The organism is Priestia sp. LL-8 (genome assembly GCF_036227845.1).
In the GTDB taxonomy this organism is placed as follows: domain Bacteria; phylum Bacillota; class Bacilli; order Bacillales; family Bacillaceae_H; genus Priestia; species Priestia zanthoxyli.
Map to the genome: position 1 here is coordinate 2,778,247 of NZ_JAZAQH010000001.1, position 15,805 is coordinate 2,794,051.

Sequence of the window (15,805 nt, forward strand, 5' to 3'; positions counted from 1 at the left end):
AATTTGTTGAAAATTGTTAATATTTAGTTTAATAAAAACCCTTCTGCTTTCCAGAAGGGTTTTACACACTAAACGTTTGAATAAGAGTTGGCTCTCCGTCAAGTTCAATTTTCTTTTCTTGAAAGGAAATATGTAAGCTTTCATAAATATGTTTCCAAAATGAAATAGCCCGCTTATTGCCTGCAAGCTCAATAATCATATACGTTCCTTTTCGATGAGAGAAAATGTCTTTTACCGTTTCAGAAGCAATGCCCTGCTTTCGGTATTTGTTTAAGATAAAAAAATCATTGATGCAGTAATCTGCTTCTTGCTGAAGTGCGGGCTGTTCAAGAAGTAAAAAAAAGCCCGTCAGCTTATCATCTACTTTAATAAAGTATGGCGAGAGGCCTTCTACTTTCCAAAACAAGGGCAGCTCTTCAAAATGAAAAGCTCCATCTTCGCGAATATCTAAAGAAGGTGTATACGCAGATAAATCGTGGAGATAAAGAGAATACAAATTTTGCAAAACGCCCGCTTGGTTTTTAGGTACTTTTTCAATCGTAAGCATTCCTAGTTCATCTCCTTCTTTTACTATCATAAGGGTTTTTTATGAAAGTTTACAGTAAAAATGTTTGGGGCAGAGTAAAGCAAGATGGATAGTGAAACAGCTCTTTTTCATTTTGTGGATAAATTAAATGCAAACAAAAAAACGATTATCTCCGGTACTGTACGCTCCGTCTGATAATCGTTTTTTATGTTTTGTGTGCTGATGCTGAAGTTTTTCCTGCTTTGTTTTAGTTTTGCGCGTTTCCATGTCTGTAAATACAAACAGGCTGCGGTTTAATTCTGGATTTCGTTTTCCTTCACGCGTCATTTTATCACGCATTTTTTTTGCTTTTGACTTTGCCATGTAACTTCCTCCCTATATAAACGATGTATACATATCTTACTGCTTTTTTATAAAATGTCAAGTACAGAAGCACTGATGTATTCACAGTGCTTCTGTATAGTCAAGACTCTTTGTTTTTCAGCATATCATCTAACTTTTGCTCCATGCGCTGAAGCCTTTTTTCATTTGCTCCCTGCTTTTGAATCAACCTTTTTAAGCCTATAATAAACGCAATTATTACTCCTGCTATTCCTATCAGGATAAGCAGCATAAGAATTTGAAAAATAATATCACCTATATTAACCATAGTTCCACCTTTTATCTATTTTTTTACATTATATCATTTTTTTAGTTATTTCTGCTTTATTTTATAAAAAAAGCTCTCAGTGCTGAGAGCTTCATTTACTATCTTCATCGTAGACCGTCCACTTTTCCTGTTTGATTTGATTGGAAACATCAATCAGTTTATTTTTCACTCGATCCTTTTCTGCTCCTGTTAAAGGCGTAGGTCGGTAGTCGTTTCGCGCAGTTGTGGAAGAAATGCGGAATGGAATGACATTGATGTCTTTGTTTGTCGTTAGCTTTCCATCTTTAATCGTAAACGTCTGCTGAAATACAAATGTGTCTTTATCACTTGGATTTTTGTTTCCGCCAAACATAAAGTTTCCTAAGCTATAGACAATAAATTTATTTTTGTACTCTTCAATTCCTTGAACAACATGAGGATGATGACCTAAAATTAAATCTGCTCCGTTATCAATTGTATACTTCGCCAGTGCCTGCTGCGCTGTATCAGGAACATAGTGTCGTTCAGATCCCCAGTGGAAATGCACAATGATAATTTTAGCGCCTTTTTCTTTTAAAGACTTAATTCCGTCTTTAATCTGGCTTCTTACTTCTTTTGTGTCATCCCAGCCCGGATATCCAAGCAATCCTACTTTGACTCCCTTTACCGTTGTAATATATGTATCTTCATAGCCAAAATAGCCTATTCCGCTTTTCTTTAAGTTTTCTCGTGTATCATCATATCCTTGCTGTAAATAATCATGCGTATGATTATTAGCCAAGTTAACGGTTTCAATACTTCCTTGCTTTAAAATATTTACAAACGAAGGATCACCTTTAAAACGAAATGTTTTACTTGCTTTTTCCGTCGCAGTTGTCAGCGTTGTTTCTAAATTAACCGTTGTTAAGTCATCTTGCTCAAAGATCGATTTTACATTTTGCGTAAAATACGGCAGGCCATTTCTTGCTGCTACGTCGTTAAAAGTAGAATCGTACCCAAAGCTTTCATCGTTTCCTAAGGTAAAATCTCCTGCTGCGCTAACTTTAATGGTTGTATTGATTGCGTCTTTTTTCTCTTTTTTACTCGCTTCTTCTTTAGACTTTACTGTTTCTTCTTTTTTCTGCGGCTCAGAAGAGGTTTGTTCTCCTGCTCCTCCGCACGCTCCCAATAAAAAACACAAACTTCCATAAATAACAGCTTTTTTTAAATACTTGTTCATGTAACGTTAAAACCCCTTTTTACGTTTTGATAACTGTGTCTGGACTTGGTGTTTACTGCTTATTTCGCCAAATACATACAATTCTCCTGTTTTATCGGCAAAATAAGTGAAATTTTTATAAAAAAAGGAAGTTTTTATATTCTTTTTGGGTTAGAACAAGAGGATTTGGCTAAGAGAAAAGTAGCGCAAACGCTGCGGAGAAAACTGATGAGCTGTACTAAACTTCAAGTGATTCACAAAATAGCAGAGCGATTCCAAACGTCACCTAAAATAAAAACCTCCTTTGCTCATGCAAAGAAGGTTTTATTTAAACTTAACAAATCGAATCATTAGATTTAGGATTTTTGAGTCCAAATAACGGGCGGATAAATAGTGCTAAGCCTGTGCCTAGCATCGCCATAACCATCCATACCCATCCATGAAGACTAAATGAAGCAATGCCGCCAAAGTAAGCGCCAATATTACAGCCAAAAGCAAGACGCGCACCATATCCCATTAAAAGGCCTCCAACAACAGCTGCTCCTGCGACGCCGGGCTTAATTTTCCCTGGTTTGAACGTTCCTTGCGCCGTCGCTGAAATGAAGGCCCCTAGTATAATCCCAAAGTTTAACACGCTGGTAGAGTCTGCTAGCACACTTTGCGTTAGCGCTTCTCCATTTGCACCTTGGAAAAATCCCCAGCTTGATACATCTATTCCAGCTGCCATCATCGCTTTTCCGCCCCATAAAGCAAAGGCAGAAGTAATGCCCCAAGGATTTCCTCTTACAGCCAGCGTCAATGCATTTAATACAGCCAGCACAATCGCCGCAGTAAATAGAGGCCAAGAGCCGCGAATGATCTTTTTCCACCCTTTTGTCGTAGGAAGCTGCTTCATCATCGGCGGATTTTTCTTTTTGGCAATTTGAATCGTAATCCAGTAAATCGCTGCGAACGCGATAAGCTGTACAATCCAAGCACCAAAATAACCAAGGCCTGTCGATTCAGCTAATGAAATAGGGGGAAGCGAAGGTTGTTTTTGCCAAAATGGCAAATGATACGCCCCGAACATAGAACCTACAATAAAGGATAAAAGCGTTAAAATCATGGAAGAAGAGCCGCCGCCTAACGAATACAGCGTTCCTGAGGCACATCCATTTCCTAACTGCATGCCAATTCCAAACATAAACGAACCAACTATCACGCTGACTCCTACAGGTGAAACATATCCTTTTGGCGTTACGCCTGTAAAGCTAAAGCCTGTACTTAAAATGATAGCAAACAGCGTTGAAGCAATCGCTAGCATAAGCATATGCGCCTGTAAACCTTGAACATTTCCGACAGATACCAGTCGGCGAAATGCTGATGTAAAGCCAAAGCGTGCGTACAGAAGTGTCATCCCTAACGCTAGGCCAATAATAAATAACACACCTTGCGTCCAGTTAGTCGTTAGTACAATTGCAAGAAGCAAAATAACTGCTGCTATAACCCCTCCTGCAAATAACGGCTTTTGCATAGGGCTTAATTCTGTTACAACAGTAGTTGGCTTTGATTTATATGATGAGTGCAACGTTTGTGCCAAATCATCCACTCCTTTTCTGATAGAAATACTAAGAATTAATATTTATCATCTTATAGCACTTCCCTTTCTCTGTAAACTATTTAGCAAAATGAAAGTGAATTGTTTATTTTTTGAGTATTCTTACTTTCGTTCATACAAAAAGCAGAAGTTTCTGTTCTTCTGCTTTTGGCTGCTAAACGTAAATAGAATGAATCTCTTTTAACGGTTTAGGATTAGGCTTTGCAAAATAATACCCTTGAAACAAATCATAACCCATCTCTATCAGGCATTTTAAATCTTCTTCTGTCTCTACCCCTTCCGCAAGAGCCTTCGCCCCCATTTTATGGGTGATAGCTAACATCTCTTGGGCCACTTTTTTCTGTTTCTCATTTTTACTAACTCCGTTTGTGAATTCAAATGCTAACTTCACCACGTCAGGCTCCACTTCTAAAAGCCTCTTCAGCGTGTTATAACCAACCCCTACGTCATCTAAAGCATATTTAAATCCGTGGGAACGATAATAATTCAAAATGTTTTTTAAATGCTCAATATCTTGAACATCCTCCGTTTCAATCACTTCAAACACTATTTGCTCGGGTTTTATATTCAATTCTTTAATTAACGCAAATGTAGATGCCAAGCAATGTTCGGGATTATATATTGCTGTAGGAATAAAGTTAATAAAAATCAGCTGACGATCAATAATACTAGCATTTTTTACAGCTTCTAAGCGGCAGGCTCGGTCAAGAGCGAAGGTTTTATTTCTTATTTGAGCAGCTTCAAACATTTTAAAAGGCGGGATAATACTTCCGTCTTCTTCTAATCCTCTTGATAAAATTTCGTGGCCAACGATATGCACGCGTTCGTGATTAACCGATACAATCGGCTGATAATATGAGCAAATTCGCTTGTCTTCAATGAGCTCATCAATCCACAAGGCATCTTTCATTTTTTGAAAAACGGTGATTGGCTCCATACGCCGCAGGTTTTCAAACGGGCTCCGCGGCTTGGCTTCTACAGCCCACACGTGCCGAGGGTCTAAATGCTGATGAACATAATCCATAAAACTCCAAAAGATATCTTCCCTCATCCAGAACATATCTTCTCCAAGAGTCTTCCATTGGTTTTGAGAAATATCTTTAAAGTATTTTTCCAATTTCTTCACATCGCTTGATTGCTGAAAAGAAACCGTATATCCTGTCCTAATTGGCAGACACGCGTCGCACCCCATAGCTCATCTTCTCCCTCATTTATCATCAGTTTTTTGTATGTACACATGGATAGTTCTTAGGAACTATACCACTTTTAAGAAACTTACAAACCCTATTTTCCCGCTAAAATAGAATGTATTAAAAAGTTTTGGTAAAATGATAGACGTGTTTTATTGTCTACATCATAAGACGCACTTGATAAAAGGAAGTGAACGATACATGAGCAAAAACCGTTTTACGAAGTGGTTTTTATTTTCTTTAATACTCTTTGCCTTAAGTACCGGCGCAATGTATTATACGCTTTATATATCGTACTGGGCGTATTCTATTAAGCTGTTTTTAATTGCGGTGCCGCTCTTTACATTATTATCGGTTGCTTTGGGTTTGTTGGTAATCGTACATGAACGCAAAAGAAAACGTGTATTTCAGCTACAAAATGAAGGAGGCAGTCCTAAAAGTACGTTTATTCAAGGATTTTCCGAAATAACGGTAGGAGCAGGAGGCATCGTGCTGTGCTTTTTTCTTTTTCTTTATTTTCTAATGGATTATTGAGTACATATAAAAAAGACGAGCAGGCAGCTCGTCTTTTTTTATTTGGATCTTTCTAGAATATCTCGAACGCTTGCATAGTCAAGCTCTTTATAAGTTCCAACACCTGGTTTTACAAAGGTCTTTTCAACAATCGAATCAAATTCAGAATCATCAATATCATAGTCACGCAAGCTGTTCGGGGCTCCTAAGTCATTCCAGAAAGTGCGAAGCGCTTTTGCTCCTTCCATTGCTGTTTCTTCATCGTTTTTTCCTGCTGGATCAATGCCAAATACGTTTACAGCCAATTGTTTTACACGAGAAGGATCTTCTTTTAGTACATGCTCCAGCCAGTTAGGGAACAAGATAGCAAGACCGCCTCCGTGGGGAATATCATATACGGCCGACAGAGCATGTTCAATACGATGAGTAGCCCAGTCTCCCCCGTCCGTTCCGTTTGCTAAGCTTCCGTTAAATGCCGTCGTGCTGATATACATCATCGTTTCACGATACTTATAAGAAGTCAGGTCTTTAAGAAGCTTAGGACCTTCTTGTACAGCCGTTCTTAGTAAAGATTCAATAAAGCCGTCGATCATCGGCGTATTTTCCGTGCGATGAAAATAGTGTTCAAGCGCATGCGACATACTATCAACAATTCCATAGACGGTTTGATCGCGCGGCACTGAAAATGTGTACGCCGGATCTAAGATAGAAAAGACGGGAAATACGTGAGAAGACGTCCAACCTAGCTTTTCTTTTGTTTCCCAATTTGTAATAACAGAAGTTGAATTCATTTCAGATCCTGTTGCTGCAAGTGTTAAGACCGTTCCAAAAGGAAGAGCACCTGCAATCTCTTCTTTACGTGTAATTAAGTCCCATGTATTCCCTTCATACACGGCTCCAGCTGCGATAGCTTTTGTACAATCGATCACACTTCCTCCCCCAACGGCTAAGAGAAAATCAATGTTTTCTTTTTTACATATGTCAACGCCTTTAGCAACCGTAGTCAAACGAGGGTTCGGTTCTACACCAGACAGCTCGTGAACAACTGCGTCAATAGACTGAAGTTCAGCTTTCACTTCGTCGTATACGCCATTTCGTTTGATGCTTCCTCCTCCGTATACTAACAGAACCTTTACTTGTTTATGATAAGAAGCAAGCTCTTGCGATAGCTTCGTAATTTGATTTTTTCCAAAGTATAATTTTGTAGGATTGTGCTGCAAAAATATATTCATGTTCTACACCTCTAGTTTTCTTTTCTTATAAAAAGTGTAGCACGAAAACAACTTCATCATTATTGAAGATTCTCTATATCTATTATCAATATTTTTGATAACCTTCTTGAACAAGTGAAATAAATTGTTGAATAGGTGCCGTCAGCCATTTTTTCTTTTTGAATATGAGCTGTGAATAAAGATAAAACTCTTCGTGGTCAAACGGGACTTTAATCAGTTTTCCACTTTCCATCTCTTGTTTTACCGCTATTTCCGGTACAAGAGCAATACCTAAATTATCCGCTACGCACTGTTTAATCGCTTCAAGACTGCTAAATGATATGACCGATTGCATATGAATACCGCTGCTGCGCATCATCTCTTCTAAAAGCGTGCGATAAGGGCAGCCGCTCTCAGTTAAAATGATGGTCTCTCCCTCAAACTCTTCCATTAGAACGCTGTTTCTTTTACTAAAAGAATGGGAAGGGGAAGCAATCATAACCATCTTTTCTTTTCGAATAGGAATCACTTCTAAGCTTGAAGATGTTTGAAGGCGATCAAGCAAAACGGCTACATCATACTTTCCGTCAATAATTCCTTGTGTTAAATTTGGACATAAACCCGCTTCTAGCATAATCTTTAGAGAAGGGTGCTGCTTTTTTAATTCACGAATATACGGTGTAATAAAATAAGCGGCCAGCGACTCCACGGTTCCTATTGAAACGGTTCCTCTAGCATCTTCGTTCGTAGTAAGGCGCTCTTTTGCTTCATTTAATAACTCGGTTACTTGATTCACATAATAAAGCAATTCTTCACCAGGCTGAGTCAGCTTCATTTTTTGTCCTGTTCGTTCAAATAGTTTTTGACCGTAATGATCCTCTAATTTTTTTATATGAGTGGTAACGCTTGACTGAGCATACCCTAACTCCTCGCCCGTTCGTGTATAGCTCCCCCACTTCGCTACTTCTTTAAATGTATATAAATAATTAATATCCATGTGCTGCTCCTTATGTACCGCTGGTTTGTTTCGTTATCTCTGTGCTAAAGCTGTTCTAGTAATCAGACTAGAATCACAGTACAGTATAAACGAACTCGTTTTGCCAAGCAATTTTATCAACCGTAAAGATTATTTTTATATTAGGCAATTACGCCGCTTTTTGTTCATAGAATGAAAAACAAACCTATGAAAAGAAAGGGTGTATCTCGTGACAGCCTACAAAGAAGTGTTATATAAAGGAAAACGCTTTGTACTAATTCACGTATATGATTCAGGATACTGTGAAATTCGACCGATTGATCATGCTTTTAAGGTCGAACTTGTGCGATTAGATGAGATAGAACAATGTGGATAACAGTCATGAACGCAGCTAATGCAGCTGCTTTTTTGTTTGTGTTAAAAACAAGTGGATGAGGTAAAAATAGCTGAATTGGCTGGCCTTTTACATAATTTCTTCCTGTATACTTTGTAACTAAGGATATTCGCACTTATTTAGTTTCTATACTTACTCGAGGTGATTACATGAAAAAAGGCTGGCTGGAATGGATATTATTATCCGTAGCGTTAATTTGGGGAGCCAATTATACAATCGGAAAATTTGGAGTTGCTCATATGTCTTCCATTCAATTTAGCGCACTGCGTTTTATAATGGTCGCTCCTATTCTTTTACTTATTACAGGAATAATAGAGCGAGGCATTCGGATCGAAAAAAAAGACTGGGGGCGTTTAATAGCGGTCAGCATAGTAGGCGTTACGCTCTATCAAACGCTGTTTATGGTATCTGTTAAGTATACGACAGCTACAAATGCTTCTTTACTTATTTCCATGTCTCCTATTTTCACAGGAATCTTAGCTATATTATATAAGCATGAAGCTTTTTCGTTAAAAACACAGCTAGGCTCTGTGCTTGCTTTTTTCGGGGCTGCGTTTGTACTGCTGTTTGGTCACTCTAGTCATGCGCTGTCGCAGCTTGCATGGTTCGGAAACATCATGGGGATTGTGGCAGCCATTGCTTGGGGCTGGTACCCGATTTTAGCAAAACCTTTAGTCGTAAAATATTCTGCCTTGCGCGTGACTGCCTGGTCTGCTTTGATCGGAGCTATTCCACTTACTGTCTACTGTCTTTTCACCTATCAAACACTTACCTGGCCAACAGATATAGGCAGCTGGAGCTCTTTGGCATACTCTGTTTTGTTCGTGACGGTGTACGGGCTGGTAATGTGGTACGTAGGAATTGGAAAAATTGGATCTACAAAAGTAATGGTTTACATGTATGTTATTCCTTTGTTCGCCGTTGTTTTTGCTGCTGTAGCCATTGGAGAAACCATCAATTCCATGCAGCTGCTTGGAGGACTTATTATTTTTAGCGGTTTATATATTGTTAAAAAAAGCCCTGCTCCTAAAACAGCTCTCAAACTCAAAAAAGCAAACTAAAAAGAGTAACAGGTTTGGTCAATACGGAAAAAATGCTAAAATCCATGTAAATAAAAACCTAATTGGCAATGTGAATGGTAATGAATAACGCTGAGATTTTTTCTGAACGTTATTTGTATATTATTTTAATGTCCTAAATTGAATTAAACGCCCGTTGGTTTGATTAATGAACATTTAGTATATTGATTTTTGGTTTATATTCATGAGTAATTTTATGTTGATTGTATACGCGTTTAAAGCCGTTTCGTTCATAAAATAACGTCGCTTCTTCCGTATCTGTATAGAGAACGAGGGTGTCATAATAGTTCTCTGCATAATGAATGACCTCTTTTAAAAGTCGCTTGCCTATACCCTTTCTCCGAAACTGAGCTGAAACATAAAACCTTCTTACTCTTCCAACGTTAGCACACTTACTGTAAGGATCTTGATTAAGGCCCGCTACGGCTATTAATTGGTTTTGTTCACCGTAAACTCCCCACAACCTTTCTCCTATTTTGTTAAATACGTTTTGAGCATTTTTATATTCTGCTATTAGCTTTGTAAGAAAGACAAAACCTTCCTGCTGACTTTCCATTAGCAGTTCTTTTATATCCTGCTCCATAAGATACGTTAGCCTGATGATTTTCATATATTCCCTCTCCGTTCAGCAGATGATTTTGTTTCGATAGAATGCTTATTATGCACGAATACGGCGATACCTGTTAGAGCCGTTAACAGCAATATGAAGCTTGAAAATAGATATACAAACCTCACCCCAAAGAAGTCCGCTACTGTCCCTACAAACGCGATAGAAAGAATAAACGCACCCTGTACAAGAGTTGATTTTGCCGCTATTACTTTAGGAAATACCGAACTGCTGCAGACATTTTGATAAATGGTTTCCTGCGCTACGTCTCGAAGCTGATAAGCAGGACCCATCATTATTAAAAGTACTAAAGCTAAATACAAGTTCGTTACTAATCCGTAAAAACCGGTTAAAACAGCATAACTGATTGAGCCTGCGAACATAAAAAGCAAAAGCCTTCCTTTTACCATAGAGGAGATTCGATACACAATAATTCCTCCGACTATGCTTCCAAAATAATACGCACCGTTTATATATCCCCACCACGCTTCTCCTTTTCCAAGCACTTCTTTCACAAAAGAAAGAGTAATAGCTCCAATCCAAATGCCTCCAACGAGTGATTCAATTATTTCCATTATAACGAGTGCTCTAATACGTTTATGTATCCATAAAAAATGCCATCCTTCCATTAGTTTTGCCACGCTTCGCTTTTCTGGTTGTTTATATGTGTGGGCTTCTTTTATAAACAGCAAGCAAACAAATGAGATCAATAGAAGACCTACCGTTATAAATAGAGACTGAGTGAATCCCGTTAAAGACAAAACGAAACCACCAAGCGACCAACCGGCAAATAGAAAAGTTTGATCAATTGTTGAAAGCAAGCTATTTGCCTGCATTCTTTGACTGTCACTCACTAAGCTGCGGACAACCGACGTTTTAAAAATAGTAAAAAAACCGTTAAAAAAAGAAATGATCCCAACAATGACAAAACACATCGCTAGTACTGTGACTGTAAATTCTTGTGTGAGTAGCATATACAATCCAGCGAGCATTCCTATTTGCATAACCTGTACAGCCCGCATAATATGAATAGATTTATATGTATCAACTAGTAGAGGTACGCTAAGGCCACTAAGGAGGCGAGCAAGTAAGCTCGTCATCGTAATCATCGATGCAAGAGCTGTTGAACCGGTGTTTTGATTTATATAGGAAGTGAGGGCCATTGTATAAAGAACAAAACCTACATTTGTGGTTACTTGACTTGCTGCTAAAAAATAAAAACGCTGAGTCAATTTTTTCTCCTTTCTGTTAGACATAACATGCAAAGGGATAATATATTTTGTTAATTTTTACCTTTCTAAACTATAACACTATTTGACGAAATCCAAAACTATCTATAATTTAGTAGATGGAGGTTTTTATGTTTAAATATAGTTTTCTTATTGTTCTTATTGCTTTTTTACTTATTAACTTTAACGGCCAGGAAAATCAAATTGTAGGTGGGAGAATAAAAAAAGAGCGAAGTGAGGTTTTTTTTGGAGAATATGACAGCTTTACAGGCCGCTACTCTCGGAGCATTAAACTCAAAAAAGGCGTAACCTATGCTTTTACGCTATCTAAAAACACTAAAAGTGGAGACCTTTCTCTATATGTAGAAGATCCAAGACGTACACGTTTCTTTGAGATGACTAATAACTCTCTTTATCTAACACCCGAAAAAACGAGAAGATATCGCGTTAACTTTATAGGCTCGGAGCATAAAGGCTCTTTTCAGCTTCACTGGAAAAGCAGCGTTCAAAGGGATAATGAAACATCTGTTTAATGCCATGTGATTTAGACAACGTTTAAACGAGGAGGAATGGTTTATGATGATTAATCAAGCTGTCCTGTACACTCATCTATTGGACGAAATGAAGGATTTTTATGTAAACTCTCTCGATTTCCCTTTAACCGCCGTTTCGGCTGATTCTTTTTCCATTAAAGTTGGTGAAAGTGAGCTAACTTTTAAAGAAACTTCTCTACATACAAAGCCCTTTTACCATTTTGCTTTTAATGTTCCAGCAAACCGCTTTATGGAAGCAAAGAAATGGGCTACTCAGAGAGTCCTCCTCAATACAGAAGAGAAGAAAGATGAGATTTATTTTGAAGCATTTGATGCTCATTCGTTTTATTTTGAAGATCCTGCTCATAATATTGTTGAATACATTTCCAGATATTCAGACTGCCCACCATCCAACGACCCCTTTTCTTCTAAGTCGCTTTTAAGCATAGGAGAAATCAACTTGACAACGCCTCATGTCCGCTCTGTAGGGACACAGCTTATTAACTCCGGTATCACCGTGCGCAACAACAGGCCGTTAAACGAGACCTTTAACTTTTTAGGAAGCGGCAGTGCATTTTTTCTTGTAGGGGCGCCTAAAAGACGGTGGTTTTTTTCGGACCGAGACTCTGAAGTTCATCCATTAACGGTGAAGGTCAATCATTCTTTAACAGTTGCGCTGGACGAAAAAAGAATGCTGAAGATTACACAATAAATGATTGTTTTTTTAATATAGCCATGTAACAAGCGAACTTGTTACGTGGCTGTTTTTGTTCAAAATTCAGCTCGTACTCCACCTATAGGTTTTGTATATAGTTTTCGATGTCCTTTCTATTCATCAGCATAAAAACCTTGCAATCCTCATCGTTTCTAAGCTTTTCAAACCGTTTTCTCATCTTTTTTTGCCGCTCTCTGTACGTCGTAAGAATAAATGTAAAAAATGACCAATCTACTTTTTCAGGACATCCTTTTGCCATATCTTCACGCGTTTTTCTTGCATATACAATCCTCCGCTTTATCACTTGGTACACACAAACGATTAGCGGAAGCTCTAAATAAATAATGGTATCTGCACGCTTCACTCGCAGGTCATACGAATTGCTGTAGTTCCCGTCGATAATCCAGCTGTCTTTTTTTACAATGTGCTCCTGCAATTCTCTAAAACTATCATTGTCTCTTTCCGCCCAGCCCGGCTGCCAATACAGGCTGTCTAAATGATGTACTTCTAGATCAAGCTTTTTCCCTAATTTCTTGGCAAATGTGGACTTTCCTACTCCTGGAGAAACGCCCATTACCAGCACTCTTTTCATCTCATCACCTTACCTTTTTAAAAAATAAAGCTAATTGAAGAGAAGGCAACTGTTTATACTGACTCGGTGTACTAAAAGCAGACTGCTGTATAAAGAAGCTTCATGTTAGCAATTTTATTCGCATAATTTTCAGATAACATATAAACATTCATCATAAATTTCTGTATTCCTTCTTGCTTTGTAGTAAATAGGTTGCTTTTATTAATCGTTTCCTTTACCTTAAATGTGAGTATATAAAAGTAAGGTGAAAAAAATGAATGCATCTATGCTAAAGAGATTTTTACGAAACCTCGGGATTTTTATTTATATTGTCATCGCAGCTATTAATATTTACTTAACGAGAAATGACTTGGGCGATATGCTTACTCGCCTTGTGCTGTTGACTATTTTACTTCCTTTGTTTTTTAGTTTTGTGTATGCGTTAGGAAAATCACATTTTAAAAGACAAGAAGAGCTCGCTGAACAAGAGAAGAAAAAAGAGTAAAAAAAGCCTTTTATAGAGGGGGATTCCCCTTTCTAAAAGGCTTTTACTTTTTTTCATATAACTGAACATTAACTACATCAGGATTAACGTGATACTGCTTGGCAAGTTGATTTACGACTTGCTGAACCTCCTTCTTCTTATAGGAAGAAAGTTGTTCGGCGGGCAGAAGAACGAGAACTTGAGCTTCCGCATAGTCATTCAGCACTCTAACCTCTTGAAAACCATACTGCGTCAAAGCTGATTTTAACTCTTTTTCAAAGTCGCTGCTTTCTTTTGGGACAGCTATGGAGAACTGATTGTAAGAAACTAGCGAAACCTCTTTCTCTTCAGGCTTTGTATACACCGCCCAAGCAGTTGTCAGCACTGTGACAGCAATACCAACATTCAATACCCACACTTTCATACCATGAACGCCCCTTTTAATCGAGTTTGTTCATGATATGAAAAAATTTATTGGTTCATGCGTTATCTTCCTAGCCATCCTCCGTCTACGGCAAGCAAGTGCCCGTGAATATAAGCAGACGCATCAGATGCTAAAAAGACGACCGCTCCCTTAAAATCATCTGCTTGTCCCCATCTTCCTGCAGGAATACGTTCAATAATTTGTCTGCTGCGCGTTTCATCGTTAATAAGTGCTTCATTCATATCAGTAGCAATGTACCCTGGTACAATTCCATTAACATTTACGCCTTTTGCTGCCCATTCATTAGATAAAGCCTTTGTAAGCTGAGCAACTCCGCCTTTTGCTGCGGCATAAGCTGGAACGGTAATACCTCCTTGGTAAGAAAGCAAAGATGCCATATTAATGATTTTTCCGCTTCCTTGTTTAAGCATTTGGCGGCCCGCCTGCTGACATAACAGCCATACGGTTTTTAAATTAACGTTCATAACAGCGTCCCAATCTTCTTCTGCAAAGTCTACAGCGGGTGAACGTCTTTGAATGCCCGCGTTGTTCACTAAAATATCGAGCTTGCCAAAATAAGCAACAACCGATGAGATCGCTTCGCTTACTTCAGAAGCGTTTTCTAGATCACAATTAACAATAAAACATTTTCTTCCCAGACGTTCAATTTCTTCTTTTACTCCAAGAAATTCCTTTGATCTCTGCAGCAGAGCGATATCCGAACCTGCTTCTGCCAAAGCAATCGCCATTGATCTTCCAATTCCTCTTGTTGCTCCTGTAATCGCTGCCACTTTACCATCTAAAGAAAACAAATCTACTGTCATTGTTCATTCTCCTCTCCGTTTGGTGCAAATAAAACCTTAAGTGATTCATCAGGCCGCTGCATAAACTCAAACCCCGCTTGAATATCTTCAAGCTGCAGTTTATGAGAAATTAAAGAATCTGCTTCTATTTCACCGTTTGCCAGTAAATCAATAGCCGTCTGAAAATCTTCCCTTGTATAACATCTCGTTGTAGTTAATGAAATTTCTTTAAAGTGCATCGCTGCTAAATCTACTTCTGGAGCGCTTTTGTATACGCTCACCACTACAATCTCTCCTTGAATACGGCTTGTTTCAACCATTTGTTTTGCTGTAATTTGATTTCCGGCTACTTCAAATACAACGTCTGCACCGACGTCATTCGTAAGCAAACGCACTTCTTTTACAACGTCTTTTTTCGCTGCATCAATTGGTATAAAGCCAAGTTCTTTCGCTTTAGTTAAGCGATAAGAACTAATATCTGAGATCATTACTTTTTTTGCTCCTGCTCGTTTCGCAATCATCCCGATCAGCAGTCCAATAGGTCCTGCCCCTAAAATGACAGCTTGGTCTCCTACTTTCAAGCGCGAGCGTCTTACTGTATGTACGGCAACCGCTACAGGTTCTGCAAGAGCTGCATGATCGCTAGACAGTTTCTCTGGCAAGAGGTGAAGGCGGTTCACTGGAACAGCCACGTGCTGTGCGAATCCTCCATCTTGATCAATACCAATTAGTTTTAACTTCTTACAAACGTGAAACTGTCCTCTTACACAGGCTTCGCATGTTCCGCAGCTAAGCGTAGGTTCAACTGCTACCCGGTCACCTAAAGAAAATTCCGTTTCTCCTCGGATCTCCTCTATCACTCCGCTGAATTCATGCCCCATAATAAGTGGTGCTTGTGCTCTGGGGTGTTTTCCAAAATAAATCATCATATCCGTTCCGCAAATTCCAGCATGAGATACCTTTACAAGCGCTTCTCCTTCTTTTATAACCGGTTTCGCTTTTTGCTGCATAACGGCTTTTGCTTTTGAAACGTAGACACCTGCTTTCATTTCTCAATCCCCTTTTGTATACTTGTCGACAAGTTAAAGAGAAAAAGGTCCAAAAACATTTTGAATCTTTTATCCCTT

Annotated in this window: 19 protein-coding genes and 1 pseudogene; 6 read left to right on the top strand and 14 right to left on the bottom strand. The window is 38.6% G+C overall.

The features are described 5' to 3' along the window. Positions 1-61 precede the first annotated feature (61 nt). The 6 genes and pseudogenes from U9R83_RS14085 to U9R83_RS14110 form a co-directional block, all read right to left on the bottom strand. Positions 62-547 carry a GNAT family N-acetyltransferase gene (locus U9R83_RS14085; RefSeq protein WP_208733362.1) on the bottom strand — a complete coding sequence of 162 codons (486 nt, stop codon included), beginning with the start codon at positions 545-547 and terminating at the stop codon, positions 62-64. A 107-nt stretch (positions 548-654) separates the two neighbouring features. After that, positions 655-889, bottom strand: a pseudogene (locus tag U9R83_RS14090) (hypothetical protein). A 100-nt stretch (positions 890-989) separates the two neighbouring features. After that, a complete protein-coding gene (locus U9R83_RS14095; RefSeq protein WP_013057499.1) occupies positions 990-1,175 on the bottom strand; it encodes a DUF4083 family protein in 186 nt (61 codons plus the stop codon). A gap of 91 nt (positions 1,176-1,266) precedes the next feature. Next, entirely contained in the window at positions 1,267-2,373 is a 1,107-nt protein-coding gene (locus U9R83_RS14100; protein ID WP_014459640.1) for a CapA family protein, read from the bottom strand. Positions 2,374-2,686: 313 nt separating this feature from the next. Further along, positions 2,687-3,931 carry a YeeE/YedE family protein gene (locus U9R83_RS14105; RefSeq protein WP_226701330.1) on the bottom strand — a complete coding sequence of 415 codons (1,245 nt, stop codon included), beginning with the start codon at positions 3,929-3,931 and terminating at the stop codon, positions 2,687-2,689. 172 nt (positions 3,932-4,103) lie between these two features. Further along, complete coding sequence (locus U9R83_RS14110) at positions 4,104-5,141, bottom strand: EAL domain-containing protein (RefSeq protein ID WP_226701331.1); 1,038 nt, start codon at positions 5,139-5,141, stop codon at positions 4,104-4,106. 199 nt (positions 5,142-5,340) lie between these two features. On the opposite strand from U9R83_RS14110, the gene U9R83_RS14115 reads away from it, so the two are divergent. Then, on the top strand, positions 5,341-5,673 hold the full coding sequence (locus U9R83_RS14115) for a hypothetical protein (protein ID WP_209366817.1): 333 nt from the start codon (positions 5,341-5,343) through the stop codon (positions 5,671-5,673). Between the two features lie 38 nt (positions 5,674-5,711). Here the strand turns inward: U9R83_RS14115 and U9R83_RS14120 are convergent, their stop codons facing one another. Continuing rightward, positions 5,712-6,884, bottom strand: a complete 1,173-nt coding sequence (locus tag U9R83_RS14120) for an iron-containing alcohol dehydrogenase (protein ID WP_014459636.1) — start codon at positions 6,882-6,884, stop codon at positions 5,712-5,714. An 85-nt stretch (positions 6,885-6,969) separates the two neighbouring features. Beyond that, entirely contained in the window at positions 6,970-7,860 is an 891-nt protein-coding gene (locus tag U9R83_RS14125; RefSeq protein WP_050690503.1) for a LysR family transcriptional regulator, read from the bottom strand. 208 nt (positions 7,861-8,068) lie between these two features. On the opposite strand from U9R83_RS14125, the gene U9R83_RS14130 reads away from it, so the two are divergent. Both U9R83_RS14130 and U9R83_RS14135 read left to right on the top strand, forming a co-directional pair. Then, positions 8,069-8,215: a hypothetical protein gene (locus U9R83_RS14130; protein WP_013057506.1), complete on the top strand. Its 147-nt coding sequence runs from the start codon at positions 8,069-8,071 to the stop codon at positions 8,213-8,215. A gap of 167 nt (positions 8,216-8,382) precedes the next feature. Continuing rightward, entirely contained in the window at positions 8,383-9,294 is a 912-nt protein-coding gene (locus tag U9R83_RS14135) for a DMT family transporter (protein WP_116740784.1), read from the top strand. A 163-nt stretch (positions 9,295-9,457) separates the two neighbouring features. Here the strand turns inward: U9R83_RS14135 and U9R83_RS14140 are convergent, their stop codons facing one another. Both U9R83_RS14140 and U9R83_RS14145 read right to left on the bottom strand, forming a co-directional pair. After that, positions 9,458-9,922 carry a GNAT family N-acetyltransferase gene (locus U9R83_RS14140; protein WP_209366819.1) on the bottom strand — a complete coding sequence of 155 codons (465 nt, stop codon included), beginning with the start codon at positions 9,920-9,922 and terminating at the stop codon, positions 9,458-9,460. After that, complete coding sequence (locus U9R83_RS14145) at positions 9,919-11,151, bottom strand: MFS transporter (protein ID WP_328575299.1); 1,233 nt, start codon at positions 11,149-11,151, stop codon at positions 9,919-9,921. Before U9R83_RS14145 ends, U9R83_RS14140 begins: the two co-directional genes overlap by 4 nt. Positions 11,152-11,279: 128 nt before the next feature. Here U9R83_RS14145 and U9R83_RS14150 point away from each other — a divergent pair, with 128 nt between their 5' ends. Beyond that, positions 11,280-11,681 carry a hypothetical protein gene (locus tag U9R83_RS14150; protein WP_209366824.1) on the top strand — a complete coding sequence of 134 codons (402 nt, stop codon included), beginning with the start codon at positions 11,280-11,282 and terminating at the stop codon, positions 11,679-11,681. Between the two features lie 43 nt (positions 11,682-11,724). Next, positions 11,725-12,393, top strand: coding sequence for a glyoxalase (locus tag U9R83_RS14155; RefSeq protein WP_209366835.1), 669 nt, complete (start codon positions 11,725-11,727; stop codon positions 12,391-12,393). Positions 12,394-12,475: 82 nt separating this feature from the next. Here U9R83_RS14155 and U9R83_RS14160 read toward each other — a convergent pair whose 3' ends face one another. Next, positions 12,476-12,988: a topology modulation protein gene (locus tag U9R83_RS14160; RefSeq protein WP_328575300.1), complete on the bottom strand. Its 513-nt coding sequence runs from the start codon at positions 12,986-12,988 to the stop codon at positions 12,476-12,478. Positions 12,989-13,241: 253 nt separating this feature from the next. Between U9R83_RS14160 and U9R83_RS14165 the strand changes: the two genes are divergently transcribed. Continuing rightward, positions 13,242-13,472 carry a hypothetical protein gene (locus tag U9R83_RS14165; RefSeq protein ID WP_013057513.1) on the top strand — a complete coding sequence of 77 codons (231 nt, stop codon included), beginning with the start codon at positions 13,242-13,244 and terminating at the stop codon, positions 13,470-13,472. Between the two features lie 43 nt (positions 13,473-13,515). On the opposite strand, the gene U9R83_RS14170 is transcribed toward U9R83_RS14165, so the two are convergent. The 3 genes from U9R83_RS14170 to U9R83_RS14180 form a co-directional block, all read right to left on the bottom strand. Then, positions 13,516-13,875 carry a hypothetical protein gene (locus U9R83_RS14170; RefSeq protein ID WP_014459628.1) on the bottom strand — a complete coding sequence of 120 codons (360 nt, stop codon included), beginning with the start codon at positions 13,873-13,875 and terminating at the stop codon, positions 13,516-13,518. 62 nt (positions 13,876-13,937) lie between these two features. Continuing rightward, positions 13,938-14,699: a glucose 1-dehydrogenase gene (locus U9R83_RS14175; protein ID WP_013083640.1), complete on the bottom strand. Its 762-nt coding sequence runs from the start codon at positions 14,697-14,699 to the stop codon at positions 13,938-13,940. Then, positions 14,696-15,727, bottom strand: coding sequence for a zinc-dependent alcohol dehydrogenase (locus U9R83_RS14180; protein ID WP_014459627.1), 1,032 nt, complete (start codon positions 15,725-15,727; stop codon positions 14,696-14,698). Before U9R83_RS14180 ends, U9R83_RS14175 begins: the two co-directional genes overlap by 4 nt. Positions 15,728-15,805 lie beyond the last annotated feature (78 nt).

Bases quoted from the DNA above. Each gene is read 5' to 3' on its own strand.
- U9R83_RS14085 (WP_208733362.1), bottom strand. From the start codon at position 547: ATGCTTACGATTGAAAAAGTACCTAAAAACCAAGCGGGCGTTTTGCAA.
- U9R83_RS14095 (WP_013057499.1), bottom strand. From the start codon at position 1,175: ATGGTTAATATAGGTGATATTATTTTTCAAATTCTTATGCTGCTTATC.
- U9R83_RS14100 (WP_014459640.1), bottom strand. From the start codon at position 2,373: ATGAACAAGTATTTAAAAAAAGCTGTTATTTATGGAAGTTTGTGTTTT.
- U9R83_RS14110 (WP_226701331.1), bottom strand. From the start codon at position 5,141: ATGGGGTGCGACGCGTGTCTGCCAATTAGGACAGGATATACGGTTTCT.
- U9R83_RS14115 (WP_209366817.1), top strand. From the start codon at position 5,341: ATGAGCAAAAACCGTTTTACGAAGTGGTTTTTATTTTCTTTAATACTC.
- U9R83_RS14120 (WP_014459636.1), bottom strand. From the start codon at position 6,884: ATGAATATATTTTTGCAGCACAATCCTACAAAATTATACTTTGGAAAA.
- U9R83_RS14125 (WP_050690503.1), bottom strand. From the start codon at position 7,860: ATGGATATTAATTATTTATATACATTTAAAGAAGTAGCGAAGTGGGGG.
- U9R83_RS14135 (WP_116740784.1), top strand. From the start codon at position 8,383: ATGAAAAAAGGCTGGCTGGAATGGATATTATTATCCGTAGCGTTAATT.
- U9R83_RS14140 (WP_209366819.1), bottom strand. From the start codon at position 9,922: ATGAAAATCATCAGGCTAACGTATCTTATGGAGCAGGATATAAAAGAA.
- U9R83_RS14150 (WP_209366824.1), top strand. From the start codon at position 11,280: ATGTTTAAATATAGTTTTCTTATTGTTCTTATTGCTTTTTTACTTATT.
- U9R83_RS14155 (WP_209366835.1), top strand. From the start codon at position 11,725: ATGATGATTAATCAAGCTGTCCTGTACACTCATCTATTGGACGAAATG.
- U9R83_RS14160 (WP_328575300.1), bottom strand. From the start codon at position 12,988: ATGAAAAGAGTGCTGGTAATGGGCGTTTCTCCAGGAGTAGGAAAGTCC.
- U9R83_RS14165 (WP_013057513.1), top strand. From the start codon at position 13,242: ATGAATGCATCTATGCTAAAGAGATTTTTACGAAACCTCGGGATTTTT.
- U9R83_RS14170 (WP_014459628.1), bottom strand. From the start codon at position 13,875: ATGAAAGTGTGGGTATTGAATGTTGGTATTGCTGTCACAGTGCTGACA.
- U9R83_RS14175 (WP_013083640.1), bottom strand. From the start codon at position 14,699: ATGACAGTAGATTTGTTTTCTTTAGATGGTAAAGTGGCAGCGATTACA.
- U9R83_RS14180 (WP_014459627.1), bottom strand. From the start codon at position 15,727: ATGAAAGCAGGTGTCTACGTTTCAAAAGCAAAAGCCGTTATGCAGCAA.